This window comes from Peterkaempfera griseoplana, from assembly GCF_001418575.1.
Lineage (GTDB): Bacteria > Actinomycetota > Actinomycetes > Streptomycetales > Streptomycetaceae > Peterkaempfera > Peterkaempfera griseoplana.
Window position 1 is genome coordinate 11011 of sequence record NZ_LIQR01000025.1, and the last position, 13253, is coordinate 24263.

6 protein-coding genes are annotated in these 13253 nt (G+C 73.0%); 3 read left to right on the forward strand and 3 right to left on the reverse strand.

Translation table 11 applies throughout. The features are described from left to right. Nucleotides 1-249 precede the first annotated feature (249 nt). On the reverse strand, nucleotides 250-5643 hold the full coding sequence (locus tag AOK09_RS01995) for a HAMP domain-containing protein (RefSeq protein WP_245687072.1): 5394 nt from the start codon (nucleotides 5641-5643) through the stop codon (nucleotides 250-252). A gap of 483 nt (nucleotides 5644-6126) precedes the next feature. Here AOK09_RS01995 and AOK09_RS02000 point away from each other — a divergent pair, with 483 nt between their 5' ends. After that, on the forward strand, nucleotides 6127-8781 hold the full coding sequence (locus tag AOK09_RS02000; RefSeq protein ID WP_055585336.1) for a SpoIIE family protein phosphatase: 2655 nt from the start codon (nucleotides 6127-6129) through the stop codon (nucleotides 8779-8781). A 234-nt stretch (nucleotides 8782-9015) separates the two neighbouring features. Further along, nucleotides 9016-9582 (forward strand): acetate uptake transporter, encoded by a 567-nt coding sequence (locus tag AOK09_RS02005; protein ID WP_055585337.1) that lies wholly within the window; start codon nucleotides 9016-9018, stop codon nucleotides 9580-9582. A 102-nt stretch (nucleotides 9583-9684) separates the two neighbouring features. Here AOK09_RS02005 and AOK09_RS02010 read toward each other — a convergent pair whose 3' ends face one another. After that, the gene (locus tag AOK09_RS02010; RefSeq protein ID WP_055585338.1) at nucleotides 9685-10524 is read right to left on the reverse strand and encodes a phosphatase PAP2 family protein; all 840 of its coding nucleotides are present in this window, start codon (nucleotides 10522-10524) and stop codon (nucleotides 9685-9687) included. Between the two features lie 132 nt (nucleotides 10525-10656). After that, a complete protein-coding gene (locus AOK09_RS02015) occupies nucleotides 10657-11940 on the reverse strand; it encodes a nucleotide sugar dehydrogenase (RefSeq protein ID WP_055585339.1) in 1284 nt (427 codons plus the stop codon). A 228-nt stretch (nucleotides 11941-12168) separates the two neighbouring features. Here AOK09_RS02015 and wecB point away from each other — a divergent pair, with 228 nt between their 5' ends. Further along, nucleotides 12169-13251 (forward strand): non-hydrolyzing UDP-N-acetylglucosamine 2-epimerase, encoded by a 1083-nt coding sequence (gene wecB, locus AOK09_RS02020; protein ID WP_055585340.1) that lies wholly within the window; start codon nucleotides 12169-12171, stop codon nucleotides 13249-13251. Nucleotides 13252-13253: the final 2 nt, after the last annotated feature.

The window sequence follows — 13253 nt, forward strand, 5'->3', positions numbered from 1 at the left end:
GGCCCGCCCTCCTCGTCCCGGAAGTGTCCCGGGCACCGCCCCCACCGGCGGCACCTGTGCGCCGCCTGCCCTCGTGCCGGTCATGGTAGTCGCACCTTTTCGTCGGCCACAGCACACGGTCGCATCGCATCGCGGCGGCGGTTCACCTGCCGGGCCCCGCACCCGGCATGTTCTGGCAACGCCGAGCGACCATATCTGGTTCCCGTCCCGGGCGGCCACCACGCCTTCGGGTGACACCGCGGGGCTCGCTCAGCGGTCGCGTCCCCGCAGCCAGTGGTCCATCACCCCCAGCAGGTGATCGGTGTCCACAGGCTTGGTGACATGGTCGGAGGCACCCGCTTCGATGCTCTTCTCCCGGTCGCCCTTCATCGCCTTGGCCGTGAGCGCGATGATCGGCAGACCGGCGAACTGCGGCATGCTGCGGATCGCCTCCGTGGTGGCGTAGCCGTCCATCTCCGGCATCATGATGTCCATCAGCACCAGCGCGACGTCGTCGTGCTGCTCCAGGACCTCGATGCCCTCCCGGCCGTTCTCAGCGTAGAGCACGGTGAGTCCGTACTGCTCCAGCACGCTGGTGAGGGCGAAGACATTGCGGATGTCGTCGTCGACGATCAGCACCTTCTCGCCCTCGAACCGGCCGTGGAAGCCCCGCTCCGCGGTGGCCCCCGCGGCGGTGCCCGCGCCGCCCCGGGCTGGGAAGGCCACCGTACGGGGCGGTGTGCCCGCCGCCTGCGGGGCCGCGGCCGGGCCGGCGGCCGACGGCTGCTGCTCGGCCGCCCGGTGCGCAGCCGCGCGCCGGCCGGCCGCCTCACGGCGCCGTTCCTGGGCCAGCTCGCGGACCTCCTGCGCCCAGTGCTCGGCCGGATTGCCGGCGTCCGCCGCGCCGCCGTCCTGATCGAGCCGGACGGTCTCCACGGAGTACTGCCCGCCGCGCAGGTCGGCTCCCTGCTCCTCGGCCTGCAGCGGCAGGTACAGGGTGAAGGTGGAGCCCCGGCCCAGCTCGCTCTCTGCGTTGATCTCGCCGCCGAGCAGCCTGGCGATCTCCCGGCTGATCGAGAGTCCGAGGCCGGTGCCGCCGTACTTGCGGCTGGTGGTGCCGTCGGCCTGCTTGAAGGCCTCGAAGATCTCCCGCAGCTTGTTGTTGGGGATGCCGATGCCGGTGTCGGTCACCGAGAACGCGATCAGCGGCTGCTCGGGCTCGCTGATCGCCCCCGCCTCCAGCAGCTGCTCGCGGACATGGTGCGGCACCTCGTCACCGGCGGGCCTGATCAGCAGTTCCACCGCGCCGCTGTCGGTGAACTTGACCGCGTTGGAGAGCAGGTTGCGCAGCACCTGCTGGAGCCGCTGCTCGTCGGTGTGCAGGGTGACCGGCAGGTCCGAGGAGACCCGTACCGCGAAGTCCAGGCCCTTGTCGGCGGTGAGCGGCCGGAAGGCGGCCTCGACGTAGTCGACCAGCTGGACCAGCGCGATCCGGGAGGGGCGGACCTCCATCTTGCCCGCCTCGACCTTGGAGAGGTCCAGGATGTCGTTGATCAGCTGGAGCAGGTCGGTGCCGGCGCCGTGGATGGTCTCGGAGAACTCGACCTGCTTGGGTGAGAGGTTGCCCTCGTTGTTGTCGGAGAGCAGCTTGGCGAGGATCAGCAGCGAGTTGAGCGGGGTGCGCAGCTCGTGCGACATGTTGGCCAGGAACTCGCTCTTGTAGCGGGAGGCGAGGGCCAGCTGCTCGGCACGCTCCTCCAGGACCTGGCGGGCCTCCTCGATCTCGCTGTTCTTGATCTCGATGTCGCGGTTCTGCTGGGCGAGTTGCTCGGCCTTCTCCTGGAGCTCCTCGTTGGTGCGCTCCAGCTCCTCCTGACGGGCCTCCAGTTCGGCGGACCGCATGGAGAGCTCGGCGGTGAGCCGCTGGGACTCCAGCAGCAGGCCCTCGGTCTTGGTGTTGACGCTGATGTTGTTGACGGTGACGCCGATCAGGTCGGCGATCTGCTCCAGGAAATCCAGCGCCACATTGGTGAAGGTGCTGAACGAGGCCAGCTCGATCACACCGAGCATGCGGCCCTCGAACATCACCGGGAGGACGATCACATTGGCCGGGGAGGCCTCGCCGAGCCCGGAGGCGATCTTGAGATACCCGGGCGGGGCCTCCTTGAGCATGATCGACCGCTTCTCCACCGCCACCTGGCCGATCAGCGACTCCCCGGGCCGGAAGTGGGTCGGCATGGCCCGGCGCTGGTAGCCGTAGGAGCCGATGAGCCGCAGCACCACGTCGCTCTCGTCGTCGTCCTCGGTGACCAGCGCCGCGGAGCGGCTGGCCGGCTGGGCGAGGAAGAAGGCGCCGTGCTGGGCGGAGACCACGGGGGTCAGCTCGCTCATGATCAGCGCGGCGACCGCCTCCAGGTCGCGGCGGCCCTGCAGCAGGCCGGAGATCCGCGCCAGGTTGGTCTTCAGCCAGTCCTGCTCCTGGTTGGTACGGGTGGTCTCGCGCAGGTTGGCGATCATCTGGTTGATGTTGTCCTTGAGCTCGTCGAGCTCTCCGGACGCGTCCACGTCGATGCGCAGCGAGAGGTCGCCGCGGGTCACCGCGGTGGCCACCTGGGCGATGGCGCGGACCTGGCGGGTGAGGTTGCCGGCCAGTTCGTTCACCGACTCGGTGAGGTCCTGCCAGGTACCGGCGACGCCGGGCACCCGGGCCTGACCGCCGAGGATGCCGTCGGTGCCCACCTCGCGGGCCACCCGGGTCACCTCGACACCGAAGGCGGAGAGCTGGTCCACCATGGTGTTGAGGGTGGTCTTCAGCTCCAGGATCTCGCCCCGGGCGTCGACGTCGATCTTCTTGGACAGGTCGCCCTTGGCGACGGCGGTGGTGACGAGGGCGATGTTCCGCACCTGGTTGGTGAGGTTGTTCGCCATCAGGTTGACGTTCTCGGTGAGGTCCTTCCAGATGCCGGCGACGCCGGGCACGCTGGCCTGGCCGCCCAGGGTGCCGTCGGTGCCCACCTCGCGGGCCACCCGGGTCACCTCGACGGCGAAGGCGGAGAGCTGGTCCACCATGGTGTTGAGGGTGCCGGCGAGCGCGGCGACCTCACCCTGCGCATCGATGTTGATCTTCTTGGACAGGTCGCCGTTCTGCACCGCGGTGGCGACCTGGGCGATGTTGCGGACCTGGCTGGTCAGGTTGGACGCCATGAAGTTGACGTTGTCGGTGAGGTCCTTCCAGATGCCCGACACGCCCCGGACCCTGGCCTGGCCACCCAGGATGCCCTCGGTGCCCACCTCGCGGGCCACCCGGGTCACCTCGTCCGCGAAGGCGGACAGCTGGTCCACCATGGTGTTGACGGTGGTGACCAGCTCCAGGATCTCGCCGCGGGCGTCCACGGTGATCTTCTTGGAGACGTCGCCGAGGGCGACCGCGGTGGTCACCTCGGCGATGTTGCGGACCTGGCCGGTAAGGTTGTTGGCCATCACATTGACGTTGTCGGTGAGGTCCTTCCAGACCCCCGAGACCCCGGGGACCAGCGCCTGGCCGCCGAGGCGGCCCTCGGTGCCCACCTCGCGGGCCACCCGGGTCACCTCGTCCGCGAAGGCCGAGAGCTGGTCCACCATGGTGTTCAGAGTGGTCTTCAGCTCCAGGATCTCGCCCCGGGCGTCCACCTCGATCTTCTGCGACAGATCGCCCCGCGCCACCGCCGTGGCGACCTGGGCGATGTTCCGCACCTGGCCGGTGAGGTTGTTGGCCATGAAGTTGACGTTGTCGGTGAGGTCCTTCCAGGTGCCCGCGACACCGGGCACGCTGGCCTGACCGCCGAGCATGCCCTCGGTGCCCACGTCGCGGGCCACCCGGGTCACCTGCTCGGCGAAGGCGGAGAGCTGGTCCACCATGGTGTTGACGGTGGTCTTCAGCTCCAGGATCTCGCCCCGGGCGTCCACCTCGATCTTCTGCGACAGATCGCCCCGCGCCACCGCCGTGGTCACCTGGGCGATGTTCCGCACCTGGTCGGTCAGGTTGTTGGCCATGAAGTTGACCGAGTCGGTCAGATCACGCCAGACGCCGGCCACCCCGGGCACCTGGGCCTGGCCGCCGAGCCGGCCCTCCACGCCCACGTCCCGGGCGACCGCGGTCACCTGGGCGGCGAAGGAGGACAGCTGGTCCACCATGGTGTTGACGGTGTTCTTCAGCTCCAGCATCTCGCCGGAGACGTCCACCGTGACCTTCTGCGACAGGTCGCCCGAGGCCACCGCCGTGGTCACCTGGGCGATGTTGCGGACCTGGCCGGTGAGGTTGCGGAAGGCGTTGTTCACCGAGTCGGTGAGGTCCTTCCAGGTACCGGCCACCCCGGGAACCTGGGCCTGGCCGCCGAGACGGCCCTCGGCGCCGATCTCCCGGGCCACCCGGGTGACCTCCACACCGAAGGAGGACAGCTGGTCCACCATGGTGTTGACGGTGTTCTTCAGCTCCAGCATCTCGCCGGAGACGTCCACCGTGACCTTCTGCGACAGATCACCCGAGGCCACCGCCGTGGTCACCTGGGCGATGTCGCGGACCTGGGCGGTGAGGTCGCGGAAGGCGTTGTTCACCGAGTCGGTGAGGTCCTTCCACACCCCGGCGGCGCCCGGCACCAGCGCCTGGCCGCCGAGACGGCCCTCCGAGGCGACCTCGCTGGCGACCCGGGTGACCTCCGCCGCGAAGGTGCGCAGCGTCTCGGTCATCGCGTTGATGGTGGTGGCCAGGCGGGCGATCTCGCCGCGCGCCGTGACGGTGATCTTCTGCGACAGGTCGCCGTTGGCGACCGCCGTGGTCACCTGGGCGATCTCCCTGACCTGCGCGGTCAGGTTGTTCGCCATGAAGTTGACGTTGTCGGTGAGGTCCTTCCAGATGCCGGCGACGCCCGGCACCTGTGCCTGGCCGCCCAGCTGCCCCTCGGTGCCCACCTCGCGGGCCACCCGGGTCACCTCGGCGCCGAAGGAGGAGAGCTGGTCCACCATCGTGTTGACGGTGTTCTTCAGCTCCAGCATCTCGCCGGCCACATGGACGGTGACCTTGCGGGAGAGGTCGCCCTTGGCGACCGCGGTGGTCACCAGGGCGATGTCGCGCACCTGGGCGGTGAGCCGCCCCGCCATGGTGTTGACCGAGTCGGTGAGGTCCTTCCAGCTGCCGGACATGCCGCGCACCCGGGCCTGGCCGCCCAGCTTGCCCTCGGTCCCCACCTCGATGGCGACCCGGGTCACCTCGTCGGTGAACTCGGAGAGCTGGACCACCAGGCCGTTGACGGTCCGGCCGATCTTGAGGAACTCGCCCCGCAGCGGGTGGGTGGCGCCGTCCGCACCGATGGAGCGCAGCTCCATCCGCTGCTCCAGATCGCCCTCGGCGATGGAGCCCAGCACCCGGCCGACCTCGGCCATCGGACGGGCCAGATCGTCGATCAGGGCGTTGCAGTTGTCGACCGCGGAGCCCCAGGCCCCCTCGCCCGCGCCGATCTCCAGCCGCTCCGAGAGCCGGCCTTCCCGGCCGACCACCCGGCGTACCCGGGCCAGCTCACCGGTGAGGTGCTGGTTGCGCTCCGCGACCTCGTTGAAGACCGCGGCGATCTCGGCCATCACGCCGTCGCCGGGCACGGTCAGGCGGCGGCGGAAGTTGCCGTCCCGCATCGCGGTCAGGGCGGACAGCAGCTTGCGCAGATTGGCGGCGTCCGTACTTCTGGTGCCGTTGCTCCTGGTGCCGTTGGACGGAGACGACTTGCGGTCGGCCGTGCCCCTGGCCGGGGCGGTCCTGGTGCCGCCCCGCGGGGATACGCCCGACGTGCCGGCTGGTACCGATTCGCCCGAACTCAACGGGTCCCTCCCGCGTATCTGGAACTGCACAGCATGCATCGACACCGTGCGCGGATCCCCCAGTGTTGCATCACGCGCAACCCACGCACACGGGCACGAGCGCGGTTGTGCAAGGCTGATCCAGGGGTATCGCATTCTCGACCGGCCCCGCACCGGTTCGGACGGGTACCGCGAAAGAGGCCCCCTGCGCCCATGACATAGGCGACAGAGCCCCACGGCGGCCCGGCCGGAAAGTAACCTGTCGGCCGGGGCCGCCCCTGGGGAAACGGGCGGCGGACGAGACGAAGGAGCCGGGCAACAGTGGTCACCGCGCGGGCAGCCGCCACCTTCGAACCGGTCGGCCGCTCGGTCGCCGCCGCCCGCGGCTTCGTCCGCGACACCCTCCAGGGGTGGGGTTTCGCGGAGCTGGTGGACGACGCGGTGGTGCTGGCCAGCGAACTGGTCACCAACGCCGTGGTGCACGCCGGCACGGCCGCCGAGGTGACCTGCCTGCGGGAGGAGGACGCGGTACGCGTCGAGGTGGCCGACCGCTACCCCGAGCGGGAGCTCCCGCTGCACGGGATCGGCCCGGCCGGCTCCCCCGCGCAGGGGCGGCTGGGCGACCCGGAGCGCGAGGGCGGCCGGGGGCTGCTGCTGTGCTCCGCACTGGCACCGCGCTGGGGTGTGGAGTACGACGCCACCCACAAACTGGTCTGGTTCCGGCTGGCGCTGCCCACCCGTGGCGCGGGCACCCGCTTCGCCGCCCCCGCCGGTCCCGACGGCTCCCTGCCGTCGGCCGGGGACGGGGTGCTGGTGGCCGTGGTGCAGGTGGACGCCGAGGGCCGCATCCGCTCCTGGAACGCCGACGCCGAGGCCCTGTTCCTGCTGCCCGCGGCGCGCGTCACCGGGGAGCCGCTGGCGGAGTACGCCGCCTGGCCGCAGACCCCGGGCACCGGCCTCGGTCTGCAGGAGGCGCTGGCGCTCTCCCGCTGGGAGGGCAGCTACGGCATCCGCTGCGGGGACGGCCGGGTCGCCGGGGTGTACGGCTCGCACCTGCGGATGCGGGACGCCCACGGCGCCCCCTCCACCGTCTGCCTGCTGGTGCGCGACCAGGACCGCGCCGTGCTCCAGTCCCCGTTCCGGGTGCCCGCCGCGGAGGGCGGCGCCGGCTCCCGGGTGGACGGCCGCGACCGCAGGCCCGCCGACGCCTTCGACGCGCTGCTGGGCCGCCCCACCGCCGACGATCTGGACGGTCTGCTGCAGCGCACCGTGGAGCGGGCCCGCGACATGCTCGACGGGGACGCCTCCTATCTGCTGCTGGCCACCGACGACGAGACCGAACTGGAGGTGCGCGCCAGCGCGGGGCTGCCCTCGGGCCGGCAGCGGTTCGCCCGCGTCCCGGTGGAGGCCGGCACCGGGCGGTACGGCTCGGCGCGGATGCCCGCCGTGCACGACGACCTCACCGCGCAGCCCGGCGCCGTACCGCTGCTCTCCGGCACCGGCATGCGGTCGGTGGTCACCGTGCCGCTCAAGGTCGAGGGGCGCCTGACCGGTTCGCTGGGCGTGGCCGCGCAGGCGCCGGCCCGCTACAGCAACGACGACGCGCTGCGGCTGCAGTTCGCCGCCGACCGGATCGCCCTGGCGGTGGAGAGCGCCCGGCTCACCGAGCTGGAGCGGCTGCGCCGGGGCTCGCTCTCGTTCCTGGTGGAGGCGTCCGACCTGCTGGCGGGCACCCTGGAGCGGGACCAGACGCTGGCGCTGATGGCGCAGATGACGGTACCCACGCTGGCCGCCTGGTGCGCCGTCTACACCACCGCCGACCAGTCCGCGCCCAAGCTCGCCTTCGTCCTGCACGAGGACGAGGACCGGATCGACGGGCTGCGGGCCCTGCTGGAGCGGGTCCCGGCACCGGACCCGGCCCCCAGCCCCGGCGCCCGCCCCTGGAAGGCGCCCGCCGAGGCGGCGCACGCCTCCGCGCTGCGCGCCTCGCTGCGCTCCCTGGGCCTCGGCGACGCCGCCCGGCCGTCCGCCGGCCCCGGGACCGCGCTGGCGACGGCCGCCGCGGTGGGCGGGGAGACCGTGGTGCTGCCGCTGGTGGCCCGCAACCGGGTCATCGGCCTGCTGGCGCTCGGCAAGTCGGCCGACGAGCGGTTCCGCCGGGAGATCCTGGAGCTGGCCGAGGACCTCTCCCGGCGGGCCGCCCTGGCCCTGGACAACGCCCGGCTGTACTCGGAGCGCACCGCGATCAGCCGCGCCCTGCAGCGCTCGCTGCTGCCGCCGGAGCTTCCCCCGGTGCCCGGGGTGGAGGTGGAGGTGATCTACCGGGCGGCGGGCGAGGGCAACGAGGTCGGCGGCGACTTCTACGACGTCTTCCCCATCCGGGAGGGCACCTACGGCTTCGCCATCGGCGACGTCTGCGGCACCGGCCCGGAGGCGGCCTCGGTGACCGGCCTGGCCCGGCACTCGCTGCGGCTGCTGGCCCGCGAGGGCCTGCCGGCCCCGGAGGTGCTCCAGCGGCTCAACGCCGCCATCCTGGACGAGGGGGCCCGCAGCCGCTTCCTCACGCTGCTCTACGGCGAGATGACGCCCCATCAGGACGGGACGGTGGAGCTGCGGGTGGTCTGCGCCGGGCATCCGCTGCCGCTGCGGCTGCGTCCGGACGGGCAGGTCTCCCCCGCGACCGAACCGCAGCCGCTGCTCGGCGTGATGGAGGAGCTGGACCTCCGGGAGGAGACCGTCGTCCTGGAGCCGGGCGATGTGCTGCTCTGCGTCACCGACGGGGTCACCGAGCGCCGCGAGGGCACCCGGATGCTGGGCGACGACGGCCTCGCCGAGGTGCTGGCCGGCTGCACGGGCCTGACCGCGGGAGCGGTCGCCGCCCGGGTGCAGCGGGCCGTGGAGCGTTTCGCCGCCGATCCGCCGTCCGACGACATGGCGATCCTGGCGCTGCGGATCCCCGCACAGCGCCAGAACTGAACCGGCGCGGCGCTCCGGCCGACGGGGCGTCAACGCTGGTCAACCGCAATGTCTTTGATGCCGTAATGATGCATTCACAAGGGTACAAGCGCGGTCGCGCCGGGTACATCCCCTGCGCCGGGGCCTGATCGCCCCGGCACCGCGGACCGAGCCGCCAGCGCCGCACCCCGACGCAGCCCACGACCCGGCACCGCCCACTCAACGCAACCACGCAACGAGTGAAAGGAGCCTCCGGTGAGCAAAGACGCTGCCGGGGCAGCCAACGCCCGACCCGCCGCCGTCGACGCGGGTCCCCTCGGATATCTCGCCCTCGGCCTCACCCTCCTCGCCTTCGGGCTGCTGCGCACCGGCGTCGTCTCCGGCGCCGGGACCAAGGACGCCGCCTCCCTCGCGCTGCTCGTCGGCGGCGTCACCCTGTTCCTCGCCGGGATGTGGCAGCTCCGCCGGGGCGACGCCTTCACCGGCACCGCCTTCGCCGGCCTGGGCGCCTTCTGGGCCACCTGGTCGTCCGCGGGCGGCACGGCGGACAAGAACGCGGCAGGCCTCTTCCTGCTGCTCTGGGCGCTGCTGGCACTGACCCTGACCGCCGCAAGCTGGCACGCCGGCCGTCTCGGCCAGGGGGTCTTCGGACTGCTCACCGTCGCCCTGGTCCTGCTGGCCGTCTCCACCTGGGCCGGCTCCGACGGCCTCGGCAAGGTGGCGGGCTGGGTCGCCGCGGTCTCCGGCCTGCTCTCCTGGTACGGCGCCACCGCCACCCTCACCAACAGCACCTGGGGCCGCCAGGCCCTGCCCCTCAGGTAGGGAGCCGGGCTCGCCGCACGGCCGGTCCGGCAGTGCGTCCCGGGGCGTGGGGAACGGGCGGGAGACCCGGTTCCCCGCGCCCCGGGGCGGTTCGGCGCCCGGTCAGGAGACGGGCACGGGCTGTTCCGCGGGGAGCGGCTCGACGGCCGCCGGGCGGCGCCGGGAGCGCAGCAGGGTGGCGGTCCCCCACTGGGCGCCGTACGCCAGCAGCAGCAGGGCCACCGCCACCAGGCCGTCGGCCCAGAAGTGGTTGGCCGTCACCACCACCACCGCGATCGTGACCAGCGCATGGAGCACGGCGACCCAGCGCCAGCGGCTGTCCGAGACCCGCACCGCGGCCACCGCCACCAGGACGCACCAGGCCACGTGCACCGACGGCATGGCAGAGAGCTGGTCGGCGACCATGCCGCCCACCCCCGCGCCGTACACCGACTGGCCGTACTGCACGGCGACGTCCACAAAGCCGCTGTCCGTCAGCATCCGGGGCGGCGCCACCGGGACGAACTGCACCAGCAGACATGCGGCGGTGACCAGGACCACACTGGTCCGCACCCAGGCGTAGCGCTCCCGGTGCCGTACGAAGACCCAGAGCAGCAGCACCAGCATCACGGTGAAGTGCATCACCGCGTAGTAGTAGTTGGCGGCCTTCACCAGCCAGGGGTGCGGCAGCACGGCCCGCTGCCAGGAGGCCTCGTCGGGCAGGCCCAGCTCACGCTCGGTGCGGTGGATCCACTCCGCCCGGTCCAGCGCGTGGTCGGAGCCCATCAGGGAGAGGTGCCCGGCGAGCTGCCAGAGCGCGAAGAGCGCCAGCAGCGTTCCCGCCTCCCGCAGCAGCGCGGACACCGACGGCCGTGCCGTGGTGCGCCGCACCGCGTAGGAGGCGGCGAGGAGGACGGCGGAGGTGCCGCCCGCGCTCTGCCACGACAGGGTGAGGTTCTGCACCGGCCACGTCCCTTCCGGGGGGCGCCGGACCGGCCCCGCCCCGGCCGGGCGGGGAGCGCAACCGGACGGGCTCCCGCGTGGAAGGAACGGTAGACCCCGCGCGCCGCGGCTGCGCAGGGGGCTCCCGGCCGGTCAGCCTCCGATCACCAGCCGCTGCACCCCGACCCAGCGCCCCGGGTCCGTCACCCGGCGGCCGTCCACCAGCACCCGGACCCCCGGCAGATCCGCCGCCGACAGGACCCGGTAGTCGGCGTGGTCGGCCTGCACCACGGCGGCGTCCAGCGGCTCGCCCCGGTGCACCGGCAGTCCCAGGTCCGTCAGCTCCGCCTCGCTGTAGAGGGGGTCGGTGACATACGGCCGGGCGCCGTGGGCGCGCAGCGCCTCCACCACCGGGAAGACCCCGGAGAAGGCGGTCTCCTTCACCCCGCCCCGGTAGGCGGCGCCGAGGACCAGCACCCCCGCCCCGGTGAGCGGTCCGTACGCCTCCGCCAGCAGCGCCACCGCGTACTGCGGCATCCGCTCGTTGGCCTCCCGGGCGGCCCGCACCACGGTGGCCTCGGGGTCGTTCCACAGGTACATCCGCGGGTAGACCGGGATGCAGTGGCCGCCGACGGCGATCCCCGGCTGGTGGATGTGGCTGTAGGGGTGGGTGTTGCACGCCTCGATCACCCGCAGCACGTCCACCCCCGCGGTGTCGGCGTACCGGGCGAACTGGTTGGCCAGGCCGATGTTGACGTCCCGGTAGGTGGTCTCGGCGAGCTTGGCCAGTTCGGCGGCCTCCGCCGAGCCCAGGTCCCACACCCCGTTGGGCCGCGGCAGGTCGTCCCGGGCGTCGAAGTCCAGCACCGCGCGGTAGAACTCCGCCCCGCGCCGGGCCGAGGCCTCGTCGATGCCGCCGAGGAGTTTGGGGTAGCGCCGCAGGTCGGCGAAGACCCGCCCGGTCAGCACCCGTTCCGGGCTGAACACCACGGCGAAGTCCCGTCCCGCGGTCAGCCCCGAGCCCCGCTCCAGCATCGGCACCCAGCGGCCCCGGGTGGTGCCCACCGGCAGGGTGGTCTCATAGCTGACCAGGGTGCCCGGCCGCAGTCCCGCCGCCACCGCCCGGGTCGCCGCGTCCATCCAGCCGAAGTCCGGCTCCCCCGCCGTGTCCACGAAGAGGGGGACGACCACCACCACGGCCTCGGCGTCCGACACCGCGGCGGTGGTGTCGGTGGTCGCCCGCAGCCGTCCCGCGGTCACCGCCTCCTTGAGCCGGACCTCCAGATCGGCCTCTCCGGGGAAGGGCGCCGTGCCCTCACCGACGAGCCGCACCACCCGCTCGTCGACGTCGGCGCCCACCACCTGGTGCCCCTTGCCGGCGAACTGCACCGCCAGCGGCAGTCCGATCTTGCCCAGTGCCACCACACAGATCCGCACGGCTGCTGCCCTCCCGAAGTGCACGGGCTCCCGATGGCCCGTTTTCTCCTGGATTGTCGCCTCGACCGCCACTCCCGGCCTCCCGGGAGCGGCGTCCGGGGGAAGGCCGCAGGCCCCCGGCGCGCCCGTACGGGAGGGCCGCCGGGCCGTGCCTAGGGTCGGACGGGGCCGCCCGGGGCGGGGGAGCCGGCGCGGCCGGCCCGCCGTCCACCCCGAGGAGCAACCGCCATGAAGGTCGTCAGCATCGTGGGCGCCCGCCCCCAGCTGGTGAAGCTCGCCCCCGTTGCCGAGGCGCTCGGCGCAGCCGGGCACCGCCATGTCATCGTGCACACGGGACAGCACTACGACGCCGGCCTCTCCGATGTCTTCTTCAGCGGCCTGGGCATCCCCGCACCCGACGTGCACCTGGGGATCGGCTCGGGCAGCCACGGGGTGCAGACCGGCGGGGTGCTGGCCGCCCTTGACCCGGTGCTGGCGGCGGAGGGACCGGACTGGGTGCTGGTGTACGGCGACACCAACTCGACGCTCGCCGGGGCGGTGGCCGCGGTCAAACTGCAGCTGCCGGTCGCCCATCTGGAGGCCGGACTGCGCTCGTTCAACCGGCGGATGCCCGAGGAACACAACCGGGTGCTCACCGACCACGCCGCCGATCTGCTGCTGGCCCCCACCGAGGAGGCGGTGCGCCATCTCACCGAGGAGGGGCTGGCCGAACGGGCCGAGCTGGTGGGCGATGTGATGGTGGACGTCTGCCTGCGGGTGCGGGACGCGGTCCGGCGCGAGGGCCTTGCCCCCGAACTGCCCGACGGGGTCGACCCGGCGCGGCCGTATCTGCTGGCGACCGTGCACCGGGCGGAGAACACCGACGACCCCAAGCGGCTGGCGGCGATCGCGGACGCGCTGGCCGGGCTGCCGCTGCCGGTGGTGCTGCCGGCCCATCCCCGGCTGCTGGCCCGGGCCGGGCAGCACGGTGTGCAGCTGGCCCGGGGGGCGGTGCGGGTGGCGCGTCCGCTCCCGTATGCGCAGCTGGTCTCGGCCGTGCTGGGCGCCGCCGCCGTGGTCACCGACTCGGGGGGACTGCAGAAGGAGGCCTATCTGCTGGGCCGTCCCTGCACCACGCTGCGCCCGGAGACCGAGTGGCCGGAGACCCTGGCCGGCGGGTGGAACGTGCTGGTCCCGGACCCGCAGCTGCTGACCGCCGCCGCCTGGGCGGCCGTCGCGGCCCGCCCGGCCCCCGAGGGGCCGCGCGCCGCCCCGTACGGGGACGGGCGCGCGGCCGGTCGGGTGGCCCGGGTCCTGGCGGAGCGGGCCTGACC

Excerpts from the sequence above, each read along its gene's own strand:
- AOK09_RS01995 (WP_245687072.1), bottom strand. The coding sequence starts at position 5,643 with ATGCGGGACGGCAACTTCCGCCGCCGCCTGACCGTGCCCGGCGACGGC.
- wecB (WP_055585340.1), top strand. The coding sequence starts at position 12,169 with ATGAAGGTCGTCAGCATCGTGGGCGCCCGCCCCCAGCTGGTGAAGCTC.